The sequence below is a fragment of the Streptomyces sp. NPDC028711 genome, assembly GCF_055565415.1.
In genome coordinates this window covers 37,779-50,305 of the sequence record NZ_JBVHUJ010000012.1, presented here as the reverse complement: position 1 = coordinate 50,305, position 12,527 = coordinate 37,779, and the positions used below count along the sequence as shown (strand labels likewise).

Genomic DNA, 12,527 nt, shown 5'->3' with positions numbered 1-12,527 from the left:
TGTTTCGTCACCGATCACGCCCTTGGGACCCGGGAGCCACCCCATGAGCACTGCCCCCCGTCTGACCGCCCTCGACGCCCTGCACCGCTCGCTGGGCGCGACCATGACCGACTTCGCGGGCTGGGACATGCCGCTCCGCTACGCCAGCGAGCGCGACGAGCACAACGCCGTCCGCACGGCCGCCGGCCTCTTCGACCTCTCCCACATGGGCGAGATCACGGTGACGGGCCCGCAGGCCGTCGACCTGCTCGACTTCGCCCTCGTCGGCAACATCTCCACGGTGGGCAACGGCCGCGCCCGTTACACGATGATCTGCCAGGAGGACGGCGGCATCCTCGACGACCTGATCGTCTACCGCCTCGGCGAGACGGAGTACATGGTCGTCGCCAACGCCTCCAACGCGCAGATCGTCCTGGACGCCCTGGTGGCCCGCTCCGCGGCTCATGGGGGTTTCGACGCCGAGGTCCGCGACGACCGCGACGCGTACGCCCTCATCGCCGTCCAGGGCCCGGAGTCCCCCGGCATCCTGAAGTCGATCACCGACGCCGACCTGGACGGTCTGAAGTACTACGCCGGCCTGCCCGGCACGGTCGCGGGCGTGCCCGCGCTGATCGCCCGTACCGGCTACACCGGCGAGGACGGCTTCGAGCTGTTCCTGAAGCCCGAGCACGCCGAGGGCGTGTGGAAGGCGCTCACCGAGGCGGGCGAGGGCGTCGGCCTCATCCCCTGTGGTCTGTCCTGCCGTGACACCCTCCGCCTGGAGGCCGGCATGCCGCTCTACGGCCACGAGCTGACCACCGCCCTCACCCCCTTCGACGCCGGCCTCGGCCGGGTCGTGAAGTTCGAGAAGACGACCAACGGCGGCGACTTCGTCGGCCGCAAGGCGCTGGAGGCCGCCGCCGAGCGCGCGGCGACCAACCCGCCGCGCAAGCTCGTCGGCCTGGTCGCCGAGGGCCGCCGGGTCCCCCGCGCGGGCTTCTCCGTCGTCAAGGACGGCGAGGTCATCGGCGAGGTCACGTCGGGCGCGCCGTCGCCGACGCTCGGAAAGCCGATCGCGATGGCGTACGTGGACGCGGCGCACGCCGAGCCCGGCACCCAGGGTGTAGGTGTGGACATCCGCGGCACCCACGAGCCGTACGAGGTCGTGGCGCTCCCGTTCTACAAGCGCCAGAAGTGACGCAGTCGTCTCATCCCGGGTCTCATCCCGCGAGACCCACGTTCATCAGCACTCCCCCGATCCAGGAGAATCAGGTCATGAGCAACCCCCAGCAGCTGCGGTACACCAAGGAGCACGAGTGGCTGTCGGACGCCGAGGAGGGCGTCTCGACCGTCGGCATCACGGAGTTCGCCGCCAACGCGCTCGGTGACGTCGTCTACGCCCAGCTCCCGGCCGTCGGCGACACCGTCACCGCGGGCGAGACCTGCGGTGAGCTGGAGTCGACGAAGTCGGTGAGCGACCTGTACTCCCCGGTCACGGGTGAGGTCGTCGCCGCCAACCAGGACGTGGTGGACGACCCGTCGCTGGTGAACACGGCTCCGTTCGCGGGTGGCTGGCTGTTCAAGGTGCGCGTCACGGGCGAGCCGGAAGAGCTGCTCACCGCCGACGAGTACACCGCGTTCTCCGCCGGCTGAGACCGGGCCCGAGACCCTTAGGGATCGATTCATGTCGCTTCTGAACACTCCCCTCCACGAGCTGGACCCGGACGTCGCCGCCGCCGTCGACGCCGAGCTCCGCCGTCAGCAGTCCACCCTCGAGATGATCGCCTCGGAGAACTTCGCTCCGGTCGCCGTCATGGAGGCGCAGGGCTCCGTCCTCACCAACAAGTACGCCGAGGGCTACCCCGGCCGCCGCTACTACGGCGGCTGCGAGCACGTCGACGTCGCCGAGCAGATCGCGATCGACCGGATCAAGGACCTGTTCGGCGCCGAGTACGCCAACGTCCAGCCGCACTCCGGCGCCTCCGCGAACCAGGCCGCCCTCTTCGCCATCGCCCAGCCCGGCGACACGATCCTGGGTCTCGACCTGGCGCACGGCGGTCACCTCACCCACGGCATGCGCCTGAACTTCTCGGGCAAGCAGTTCAACGTGGTCGCGTACCACGTGGACGACGCCGGTCTCGTCGACATGGCCGAGGTCGAGCGCCTCGCCAAGGAGCACCGCCCCAAGGTGATCATCGCGGGCTGGTCCGCCTACCCGCGCCAGCTGGACTTCGCCGAGTTCCGCCGGATCGCCGACGAGGTCGAGGCCTACCTGTGGGTCGACATGGCCCACTTCGCGGGCCTGGTCGCCGCCGGTCTGCACCCGAACCCGGTCGAGTACGCGGACGTGGTGACCTCCACCACGCACAAGACGCTCGGCGGCCCCCGCGGCGGCATCATCCTGGCGAAGAAGGCGTTCGCCAAGAAGCTGAACTCCTCGGTCTTCCCCGGTTTCCAGGGCGGCCCGCTGGAGCACGTGATCGCGGCCAAGGCCGTCTCCTTCAAGGTCGCGGCCTCGGAGGAGTTCAAGGAGCGCCAGCAGCGCACCCTGGACGGCGCCCGCATCATCGCCGAGCGCCTGGTCCAGGACGACGTCACCGCCCACGGTGTCTCCGTCCTGTCCGGCGGCACCGACGTCCACCTGCTCCTCGTCGACCTGCGCGACAGCGAGCTGGACGGCCAGCAGGCCGAGGACCGTCTCCACGAGGTCGGCATCACGGTCAACCGGAACGCCGTTCCGAACGACCCGCGCCCGCCGATGGTCACCTCGGGTCTGCGCATCGGTACGCCGGCGCTCGCGACCCGCGGCTTCCAGGCCGAGGACTTCACCGAGGTCGGCGACATCATCGCGGAGACCCTGAAGCCCGGCTTCGACGCCGAGAAGGCCGCCTCGCTGAAGGCCCGGGTGACGGCGCTCGCCGACAAGCACCCGCTGTACCCCGGCCTGAAGTAGTTTCGTACCCTTTTGTTCGTACGGACGTTTGGGGCATCGCGCACACTGAAAGGTGAGCGCGGTGCCCCACCCCATGTCGCGCCCGTTCCTGATCTTCCCGCTCCGTTCTGCACCACCCCGGCAGACAACGGCGTCTAGCCCCCACAAGGAGTCCCCCCGTGGCCATCTCGGTCTTCGACCTGTTCTCGATCGGCATCGGCCCGTCCAGCTCCCACACGGTGGGACCGATGCGCGCGGCCCGGATGTTCGCCCGCCGGCTGAAGAACGAGGGCCTGCTCGCCGGCACCGCGAAGGTACGGGCGGAGCTGTACGGCTCGCTCGGCGCCACCGGCCACGGCCACGGCACCCCGAAGGCGGTCCTCCTCGGCCTGGAGGGCAGCTCGCCCCGCACGGTGAACGTGGAGACCGCCGACGACGAGGTCGAGCGGATCAAGTCGAGCGGCCGGCTCAACCTCCTCGGCGCGCACGAGATCCCCTTCGACTTCGACGCCGACCTGATCCTGCACCGGCGCAAGGCGCTCCCGTACCACGCCAACGGGATGACGATCTTCGCGTACGACGCGGAGGGCGGCCTCGTCCTGGAGAAGACGTACTACTCGGTGGGCGGCGGCTTCGTCGTCGACGAGGACGCCGTCGCGGGCGAGAACCCGATCGTCCCCGACGACACCGTCCTGAAGTACCCCTTCCGCACCGGTGACGAGCTGCTCCGTCTCGCCAAGGAGACCGGTCTCTCGATCTCCGCGCTGATGCTGGAGAACGAGAAGGCCTGGCGCACCGAGGACGAGATCCGCGCGGGCCTCCTGGAGATCTGGCGGGTCATGCAGTCCTGCGTCTCGCGCGGCATGTCCCGCGAGGGCATCCTGCCGGGCGGTCTCAAGGTGCGCCGCCGCGCCGCGAACTCCGCCCGCAAGCTGCGCTCCGAGGGCAACCCGGCGGCGCACTCGATGGAGTGGATCACCCTCTACGCGATGGCCGTGAACGAGGAGAACGCTGCGGGCGGCCGGGTGGTCACCGCTCCGACGAACGGCGCGGCCGGCATCATCCCCGCGGTCCTGCACTACTACATGAACTTCGTGCCCGGCGCCGACGACGACGGCGTCGTCCGCTTCCTGCTCGCCGCCGGCGCGGTCGGCATGCTCTTCAAGGAGAACGCCTCCATCTCCGGCGCCGAGGTCGGCTGCCAGGGCGAGGTCGGCTCGGCCTGCTCGATGGCGGCGGGCGCGCTCGCCGAGGTCCTCGGCGGCAGCCCCGAGCAGGTGGAGAACGCGGCCGAGATCGGCATGGAGCACAACCTGGGCCTGACCTGCGACCCGGTCGGCGGCCTGGTCCAGATCCCGTGCATCGAGCGCAACGGCATGGCGGCGGTCAAGGCCGTCACGGCGGCGAAGATGTCGATGCGCGGCGACGGCAGCCACCTGGTCTCCCTCGACAAGGTCATCAAGACCATGAAGGAGACCGGCGCGGACATGAGCGTCAAGTACAAGGAGACCGCGCGGGGCGGGCTCGCGGTGAACATCATCGAGTGCTGAATCGGTTGTTCACGTGAGGGGCCCGTGTCGGGCGGCGCGCGCCGCCCGACACGGGCCCCTTTCGGAGTTCCGGCGTCCATGCGTCACGCCAGGGCCGGCACCACGCTCCGGCCCGTCTCGCACTCCGAATGGACCCATGCGTTCCGGCCAAAGGGCCGGAGGGCGGCACGGTCGCCCGGCCGGTGGTCAGGGCCCGAGGCCGCCCGGGTCCGGCACCACGGTCAGGAGCGCCGATACGACCATGATCGCCGCGAGTACGGACACCTCCACGCGCGCGGGTGCCTGGGCGTTCCCGCCGGAGAGCATCCGCCCCCGGGCGGCGAGCGCCAGCAGGCTCGCCCCGCCGAACAGCACCAGCTTCACGAGCAGCACCCTGCCGTAACCGGTGCTCAGGACGGCGTCCAGGGGCAGCTTGCGCAGGGTCGAGACGGTGCCGGTCACCGCGAGGGCGGCGTACACCCACGCGGCCATCCGGGCGTACCGGACGAGGACGTCCCGCCCGCCGCCGCGCAGCCTCATGGTGCGGAGCACGTACAGGAGGGTGCCGGCCCAGAGGGAGGCGGCGGTGAGGTGGACGAGGGTGAGGCCGGCCCCGAGGAGGGGCTGGTGCGTCTCGGGGTGGGCGCGCATCGCCTCGGCGCCGACGGCGACGGCGAGCGGCAGGACGGCGAGCGCGGGGCGCCGGGAGGCGGCGCAGAGGGCGGCCAGGACGAAGGCATTGGCCGTGACCAGCAGGAGACGGCCCTCACGCAGTCCGTAGACGACGGTCGGGCTCAGTCCGCTGACGGCGGTGAAGAGCATCAGGAGCCCGGCCGACGCGGCCGCGGCGAGGAGGGCGGCGGGTGCGGACCAGGCGCGGGGCCGTAACCCCGGGCCGGCGAGCCGGCTGCCGGCGAGTTCACCGACGTGTACGGCCAGACCGGTGAGGACGAGGAGCCGCAGCAGCGTGGTGGTGCCGGCGGCGGGTATCCGGAGCTCGCCCGTGCCCGTCTGGGCTATGCCACCGCCCAGCAGGGCGACGACGAGGACGGCGACAACGGCGAGGACCGCCGCTGTCAGACGGCTCGGGGTACCTAGGGGTCCGGGAAGCGTCACCGGACGATCGTCACCGAGCCCCGGGCGGGCGGCAACTCAGGGTTGCCCGGCCCCGCCCGGGCCGCGGGTCAGGCCTTGCTGAGGTGCGCCCAGAACTCGTCCCAGGACAGAACGCCGTCGCCGTTGGCGTCGCGCTGCTTGATGAGGACCTCGGCCACCGTCTCGGTGACGTTGAAGTCGCCCAGCTGCGCCATGACGCTCTTGTACTCCGCGGCGGTGATGAAGCCGTCCCCGTCCACGTCGTACCGGTTGAATGCCGTGCGTGCCGACTCGATGTCCGCCACTGCTTCCGCCCCTTCTTGGTGCTTCTCTGACGGTGGTCAGATTAGCTGGCCCGGCGGTGCCTGATGAGCGGGGCCACCCGGCGCTGCTCGTGGCCCACCGAGCTACCGGAAGATGCCCGTGTGGCCCAGGGAGTAGCGGCCCGGCTGGGGGTACACCGCGAGGCCGTGGGGACCGCCGCCGACCGGGATGCGGGCGAGCTGCTTTCCGGTGGTGGTGTCGATGGCGTAGACCTCGGAATCGTAGCGGCCGGAGAGCCACAGGACCTTGCCGTCGGCGGAGACGCCTCCCATGTCGGGGGAGCCGCCGTCCGGGAGCCACCACTTCTTGGTGAGCCTGTCCTTGGCGAAGTCGAAGACGGAGATCGAGCCCTCGCCGCGGTTGGGCACGTACATCTCGCGCGAGTCCCGGCTGATGTAGAGCCCGTGGCAGCCCTTGCCGGTGGGGAGGAGCTGGGGCGTGGTGAACTTCTCGCCGTCCAGGACCCACATGCCGTGGGCCATCATGTCGGCGACGTAGAAGGTCCTGCCGTCGGGGGAGATCTTCACGTCCTGCGGCATGGCGCCCTCGAAGGGCAGTTTCTGCTGGCCGATGACCTCCATCTTCTCCGTGTCGACCTTGAGCAGTTCGCCGGAGAACTCGCAGGAGACGACGAAGTACCGTCCGTCGGCGGAGAAGTCGGCGTGGTTGACGCCGTAGCAGCTGACCGGGACGGTCTTCTTCCGTTCCATGGTGTGCGGGTCGCGGAAGACGAGTTCGCGGTCGAGCGAGGCCATCACGATGGCGTACTTGCCGTTGGGCGTGAAGTAGAGGTTGTACGGGTCGTGGACCTCGACGGGCTTGCCGGCGACACCGGTGGCGGGGTCGATGGGCGTGAGGGTGTGGCCCCGGTTGTTGTTGACCCAGAGCGTCTTCATGTCCCAGGAGGGCACGACGTGCTGGGGCTGGATGCCGACGGGGATCGTCTCGATGACCTGGTAGGTGGCCGGGTCGATGACGGAGACGGTGTTGGAGTTGGTGTTCGGGACGTAGACGCGGGAGGGGAAGTCCTTGACGACCGGGGAGAGCCGGCCGGGCCGGTCGGCGGCGTAGACGTCCTTCGGGTCGAGGACCGGCGGCATCCCGGGGAGTCCGGCGGGGGCGGCGGGTGCCTTCTTCACGGGCGCGGCCTTCTTCGCGGCGGCGGCTCCGTCACCCGGGTCTCCGGTTCCGCAGGCGGCGAGGAGGGCGAGGACGGCGGCGGCGAGGAGGGTCCGGGTGCGCTTCGGGACGTGTCTCCGTGTGGGGTGTGCCATCAGGTCAGCAGCTCCGTGGTGGTGACCGCGCGGAGCCCGCGGCGGTCGAGTTCGGTGAGGAGGAGGGGCAGGGCGGCGGCGGTGCCGGGGTAGCCGAAGTGCAGGCTGACGACGGATCCGGCGCGGGCGGCGCCTGTGACGTTGCGGACGACGGCGGCGGCGCCGGGCGAGGTGTGGTCGAGGGAGTCGACGTCGTACGAGAGGACGTGCGGGTATCCGGCGCGATGGGCGGCACGCAGGACGGCGGGGGCGGCGTGCTGGGTGCGGGAGGGCCGGAACCAGGTGCCGATGGAGCCGGTGAGCCGGCGCAGCCGGGTGGCGCAGGCCTCGATCTCGGCGAGGGCCCCGGCTTCGGTCAGGGCGTTGACGTCGCTGTGGTGCTGGGTGTGGTTGCCGAGGTCGTGTCCGCCGTCGAGGATCCGTCGGGCCAGGCCGGGGTGGGCGTCGAGCCAGCTGCCGACGGCGAGGACGGTGACGCGGGCGCCGGCGTCCTCGGCCTGCGTGAGGAGTGTCCGGGCGAGGGCGGGGTCGCCCTCGCCGTGGAAGGTGAGGGCGACCCGGGGCCGGTCGCGGGGACCGTGGGTGATCTCGGCGGGCTGTCCGGGGAGGCGCCGCGGCGCGGGGGCAACGTGGGCCGCGGGGGCGGGGCGCCGTGGGGTGGGCGCGGCGGGACCCCGTGGGACGGGAGCGGCGGGTCGGGGGGCCGGGCCGCAGGCGGTGGCGAGGGCTCCCGCGAGGGCGGCGGCCGCTCCCGCGCGGAGGGCTCCGCGGCGGTCGGTCGGCTTCACGCGACCATTTAAAGGCGGAAGCGCCCGGTTTATGACGATTACGCCGATTCAGGACGTTTGCGGACCCCGGAGGTATGTCCACCATGCGGACGAGCCCCAGAAACAACCGACGAACCGCATAGTCATTCATTGTTTGCAAGGCGAGTGCTGCATGTCACCAAGGATTCATCATGCAACTGTCCGTGTTTGCCCTGCATTGCCCCAGTAGGGCCTTTTGGTGACAAGGCCCCCTGTCTGCCATAGTCGGAGACACGACCCCCATTGACCCGGGCCAGGTCGACATAGGCCGCCGTGGATACACCCCCCCCCGTTCACGGCGCACCACACGGAAGCCCCCACGCACCCCACCACGGCGCACGGGGGCTTCCGTGCGTGCGGGGAGGGGCGCCCTCAGCGGTCGGAGACCCGCATCTCGAACCAGGTCGTCTTGCCGCGCGGCGCCAGGTCCACACCCCAGCGGTCCGAGAGCTTGTCGACGAGGAAGAGCCCCCGCCCGCTCGTGTCGAGCTCGTGCACCGGCATCAGGCAGGGCAGTCCGCGCGAGGGGTCCCTCACCTCGACCCGGATCCAGCCCCGCCGCCGCTGTAACCGCAGCGCGAAGACCCTGGCGCCGGTGTGCCGGACCGCGTTCCCCACGAGCTCGGAGACCAGGAGCACGGCGTGCTCGGCGATCTGCGGGCCGAGGCCCCACTGCCGCAGCACGACGTGATGGGTGAGCCTGCGGGCCACCCACGCGGATTCGGGGCGGGACGGCAGCCGGACGTCCTCGTCCGCCGGATTGCCGTACAACTCCACTGCGCCGGCGGCCTGTTCGTCGTCCGCGGCCGGTGACCACCGCGCCGCTGCCGCGCTGCCGCGCTGCCACGGCTGTTCCCTACGTTCCAGGCCCGCCATGCCCCCCATCATGGCCGTACGGAGCCGTCCGCGGGGGCCGTTCCGACGGATCGGCCCCCGGGACATTCCGTCAGGCGAACTTCGCCTTCCCGGGGCCCTCCTCGACGAAGCTGCGCATCCCGCGCTCACGGTCCTCGGTCGCGAACAGGCCCGCGAACCAGGTGCGCTCGATCGCGAGACCGGTGTCGATGTCGGCCTCGAGGCCCTGGTCGATCGCCTCCTTCGCGGCCCGCAGGGCGACCGCCGGGCCCTGCGCCAGCTTCGCGGCCCAGGCGTGCGCCTGCTCGTACACCTCGGCGGCCGGGACGACCCGGTCGACCAGACCGAGCGTCAGGGCCTCGTCGGCCCTGACCATCCGGCCGGTGAAGATGAGGTCCTTGGCCTTGGAGGGGCCGACCAGGCGGGACAGGCGCTGGGTGCCGCCCGCGCCCGGGATCAGGCCGAGCAGGATCTCCGGCTGGCCCAGCTTCGCGTTGTCGGCGGCGATCCGGTAGTCGGCGCAGAGCGCGAGCTCGCAGCCGCCACCGAGGGCGTATCCGGTGATCGCGGCGACGACCGGCTTGGGGATGCGGGCGACGGCGGTGAAGGCGTCCTGGAGGGCGCGGGAGCGCTTGACCATGGCCACGTGGTCCATGACCTGCATCTCCTTGATGTCCGCGCCGGCCGCGAACACCTTCTCGCCGCCGTAGAGGATCACGGCCCGCACGTCGTCGCGGTCGGTCGCCTCCTGGGCCAGCTCGCGCAGCCGGTCCTGGGTGGCGACGTCCAGGGCGTTCATCGGGGGGCGGTCGAGGCGGATCGTGCCGACGCCTTCGGCGACTTCGAGGTTCACAGTCATGGGAGGAAGGTTAGTGTCCGTTAACGCGAAGGGGCCCGGTGCTGTTGCTCACAGCACCGGGCCCCTCTTCGGCCGCGTAGGGCCGGCCATGTACGGCTAGCCGCGTACGGCTACGCGATCCACTCCGACCAGTCCATGTTCCAGCCGTTGAGGCCGTTGTCCGGCTTGATCTGCTTGTCCTTGGAGTTCTTCACGACGACCACGTCACCGATGATCGAGCGGTCGTAGAACCAGGCCGCCGGCATCGAGCCGTCGCCCGCGCCCCGGGCGTCCTGGAGACCGACGCAGCCATGGCTGACGTTGGCGGAGCCGAAGGTGCCCGCCGAGGCCCAGTAGTTGCCGTGCACGAAGGTGCCCGAGGTGGACAGACGCATCGCGTGCGGCACGTCCTTGATGTCGTACTCGCCGCCGAAGCCGACCGTGGCTCCGTTCATGCGGGTCACCTTGTACTTCTCGCTGATGACCATCTGACCGTTGTACGTGGTCGTGGACGGGGCGCCCGCGGTGATCGGGATCGTCTTGATGATCTTGCCGTCGCGCTCGATCTTCATCGTCTTGGCGCTCGCGTCGACCGTGGAGACCTGACGGCGGCCGATGGTGAAGGAGACCTTCTTCTTCTGCTTGCCGTAGACGCCCGGGCGGCCCTCGACGCCGTCCAGGTTGAGCTCGACGGTCACCTTGGTGCCCGCGGCCCAGTAGTTCTCCGGGCGGAAGTCGAGGCGGTCGTTGCCGAACCAGTGGCCCTCGATCCGCACGGCCGGCTCGGCCGTCACCTTGATGGCCTTCTCGACGGCGTCGGGGTCGGTGATGCCCCGGGTGAAGTTGATGGACACCGGCATGCCGACGCCGACGGTCGAACCGTCCTCCGGCGTGTAGTGGCCGATGAAGGTGTTCTTCGGGACCAGGGTGGTGAAGGTGGTGTCCTTCGCCGACTCGCGACCCTCCGCGTCCTTCGCGATCGCGTGGACCTTGTACTGGGTGGCCGCCGCCAGATGGGCGGTCGGCGACCAGCTGGAGCCGTCCGCCGCGATCTCGCCCTCGACCGCCGTGCCCTTGGAGTCGGCGACCGTGACCGTGGTCAGCTTGCCCTGGGCCGCGGTGACCTTGAGGGCCCCGCTGGTGGCGACCGATTCGGCGCCGTCCTTCGGAAGGATCGTCACGACCGCCTGAGAGGCCGCGTTCTCCTGCTTGCCGCCGCCCTGGGCCGCCGGTCCCTGTCCCCCCGTACCGCCCGATCCGGGCGTCTCACCGCCGCCGCAGGCGGTGAGCACCAGGAGCATCGCTCCCGTCGCGAGTGCCGCGAGCCTGACGCCCCCGCGTCGTCGGCCGCGCCGCCCCTTCGCCCCTACCGATGTCCCCGATATCGGCTGCCCGTTCACTGTGGTTCTCTCCCCTCGCACGGCCCGGCACCGCCAGGGCCCCACCCCCGTGCGCATTCACTCGCGCACACGGCGCTAGATAATCACACCGCAGGACACGAAAGATCCTCATGAATGTCACCGTTCCGTCCCGATCGACCTGCTAAGGGCACGGACGTGCCGGGTGGTGCGGGAGCGGCGAGGGTCGGGTTCCTGAACCGCGGTGCGAGGGCGGCACGGGGTCAGTGCAGAGCGGAGCCGGCCTTCCACCGGTTCCACTCCATGTTCCAGCCTCCGAGGCCGTTGTCGGGAGCGACCTTTCGGTCACGCGAGTTGACCACTTCCACCACGTCGCCGATGAGCGTCCGCTCGAAGAACCAGCCCGCCGGCGACTCCGCGCTGCCGCCCTTCTCGTCCCGCAGTCCGACGCAGCCGTGGCTGACGTTGGCGGAGCCGAACGTCTCGGGCGAGGCCCAGTAGTTGCCGTGCAGGAAGGTCCCCGATTCGGTGAGCCGCATCGCGTGCGGCACGTCCTTGATGTCGTACTCGCCGCCGAAGCCGACCGTGCGTCCGTCCATCCGCGTCACGTCGTACAGCTCGGTGACGACCATCTTCCCGTTGTACGTGGTGGTCTTGGGCGCCCCCGCGGTGATCGGCAGCGTCGCCAGGACCTCGCCGTCCCTCCTGACCTCCATGGTGTGCGCGGCGGCGTCCACCAGGGAGACCTGGGAGCGGCCGACGGTGAAGCCGACCGTCTTGCGCTGGATGCCGTACACGCCGGGAGCCCCCTCGACGTCCCGCAGTCCGAGCTCGACGGTGACCTTCGTGCCCGGCTGCCAGTACGCGGCGGGGCGGAAGTCGAGCCGTTCCTTGCCGAACCAGTGGCCGGCGACCTCCACCGGCGGCACCGAGGTGATCCGGATGGCCCGCTCGACCTGGGCGCGGTTCTCGATCGGCCTGTTGAAGCCGAAGGAAACGATCATGCCGGTGCCGACAGTGGAACGGTTCTCCGGTTTGAAGTAGCCGATGAAGCGGCTCTCCGGGACGGCGGTGGTGAAGGTGGTGTGCCGGGCCGAGCGGCGGCCGTGCGCGTCGAGCGCGACCGCGTCCACGCTGTACTTCGCGGCCAGCGCGAGCCGGGCCCCCGGCCGGGGCCGCCAGCGCAGCCCGTCGGCGGAGATCTCCCCCGCCACCTCGGTCCGCTGGGCGTCCTCCACCTGGACGACGGTCACCCGTTCGAGCCGTCCGCTGTCCACCCTGACCTCGACCGGCCCGTCGGTCTTCACCCCGCGGCTGCCGTCCTCCGGGCTGACGCGGATGACGTCACCGGGGGCCCTCGCCTTGCCTGGCAGGGACAGGTCGATGCCCCGTTCGCCGCCGTTTCCCGTGCAGCCCACGAGGCCCGCCATCAGTCCCGCCACCGCGAGGGCGTACCTCGCCCGCTTCCATACAAGTGTCACGCTCGGCCCAACGACGGCCACCCTCCAGGGGAAACGTGCGTGCGGGTCATGTTGGG

The 12,527-nt window shown here is 70.8% G+C and carries 12 protein-coding genes; 4 read left to right on the top strand and 8 right to left on the bottom strand.

What is annotated here, in order from left to right:
• The first annotated feature begins 43 nt into the window (after window positions 1-43).
• The 4 genes from gcvT to ACZ4VK_RS30205 all read left to right on the top strand — a co-directional run bounded on the left by gcvT (window position 44) and on the right by ACZ4VK_RS30205 (window position 4,461).
• A complete protein-coding gene (gene gcvT, locus ACZ4VK_RS30220; protein ID WP_468358956.1) occupies window positions 44-1,177 on the top strand; it encodes a glycine cleavage system aminomethyltransferase GcvT in 1,134 nt (377 codons plus the stop codon).
• A 77-nt stretch (window positions 1,178-1,254) separates the two neighbouring features.
• Complete coding sequence (gene gcvH, locus ACZ4VK_RS30215; RefSeq protein ID WP_468358953.1) at window positions 1,255-1,632, top strand: glycine cleavage system protein GcvH; 378 nt, start codon at window positions 1,255-1,257, stop codon at window positions 1,630-1,632.
• 31 nt (window positions 1,633-1,663) lie between these two features.
• A complete protein-coding gene (locus ACZ4VK_RS30210; protein WP_468358950.1) occupies window positions 1,664-2,932 on the top strand; it encodes a serine hydroxymethyltransferase in 1,269 nt (422 codons plus the stop codon).
• Window positions 2,933-3,090: 158 nt separating this feature from the next.
• Window positions 3,091-4,461 carry an L-serine ammonia-lyase gene (locus ACZ4VK_RS30205; protein ID WP_468358947.1) on the top strand — a complete coding sequence of 457 codons (1,371 nt, stop codon included), beginning with the start codon at window positions 3,091-3,093 and terminating at the stop codon, window positions 4,459-4,461.
• Window positions 4,462-4,647: 186 nt separating this feature from the next.
• Here the strand turns inward: ACZ4VK_RS30205 and ACZ4VK_RS30200 are convergent, their stop codons facing one another.
• From ACZ4VK_RS30200 to ACZ4VK_RS30165, 8 genes are all read right to left on the bottom strand, one after another.
• Window positions 4,648-5,556, bottom strand: a complete 909-nt coding sequence (locus ACZ4VK_RS30200; RefSeq protein WP_468358944.1) for a CopD family protein — start codon at window positions 5,554-5,556, stop codon at window positions 4,648-4,650.
• 68 nt (window positions 5,557-5,624) lie between these two features.
• On the bottom strand, window positions 5,625-5,840 hold the full coding sequence (locus tag ACZ4VK_RS30195; RefSeq protein ID WP_468358941.1) for an EF-hand domain-containing protein: 216 nt from the start codon (window positions 5,838-5,840) through the stop codon (window positions 5,625-5,627).
• A 102-nt stretch (window positions 5,841-5,942) separates the two neighbouring features.
• A complete protein-coding gene (locus ACZ4VK_RS30190) occupies window positions 5,943-7,133 on the bottom strand; it encodes a YncE family protein (protein ID WP_468358939.1) in 1,191 nt (396 codons plus the stop codon).
• A complete protein-coding gene (locus tag ACZ4VK_RS30185) occupies window positions 7,133-7,921 on the bottom strand; it encodes a polysaccharide deacetylase family protein (RefSeq protein ID WP_468358936.1) in 789 nt (262 codons plus the stop codon). Before ACZ4VK_RS30185 ends, ACZ4VK_RS30190 begins: the two co-directional genes overlap by 1 nt.
• A gap of 390 nt (window positions 7,922-8,311) precedes the next feature.
• Window positions 8,312-8,815, bottom strand: a complete 504-nt coding sequence (locus ACZ4VK_RS30180; protein ID WP_468358933.1) for an ATP-binding protein — start codon at window positions 8,813-8,815, stop codon at window positions 8,312-8,314.
• A 70-nt stretch (window positions 8,816-8,885) separates the two neighbouring features.
• Entirely contained in the window at window positions 8,886-9,653 is a 768-nt protein-coding gene (locus ACZ4VK_RS30175) for an enoyl-CoA hydratase/isomerase family protein (protein ID WP_468358930.1), read from the bottom strand.
• A gap of 110 nt (window positions 9,654-9,763) precedes the next feature.
• Window positions 9,764-11,032 (bottom strand): L,D-transpeptidase, encoded by a 1,269-nt coding sequence (locus ACZ4VK_RS30170; protein ID WP_468358927.1) that lies wholly within the window; start codon window positions 11,030-11,032, stop codon window positions 9,764-9,766.
• 221 nt (window positions 11,033-11,253) lie between these two features.
• Window positions 11,254-12,420: a L,D-transpeptidase gene (locus tag ACZ4VK_RS30165; RefSeq protein ID WP_468359500.1), complete on the bottom strand. Its 1,167-nt coding sequence runs from the start codon at window positions 12,418-12,420 to the stop codon at window positions 11,254-11,256.
• Window positions 12,421-12,527: the final 107 nt, after the last annotated feature.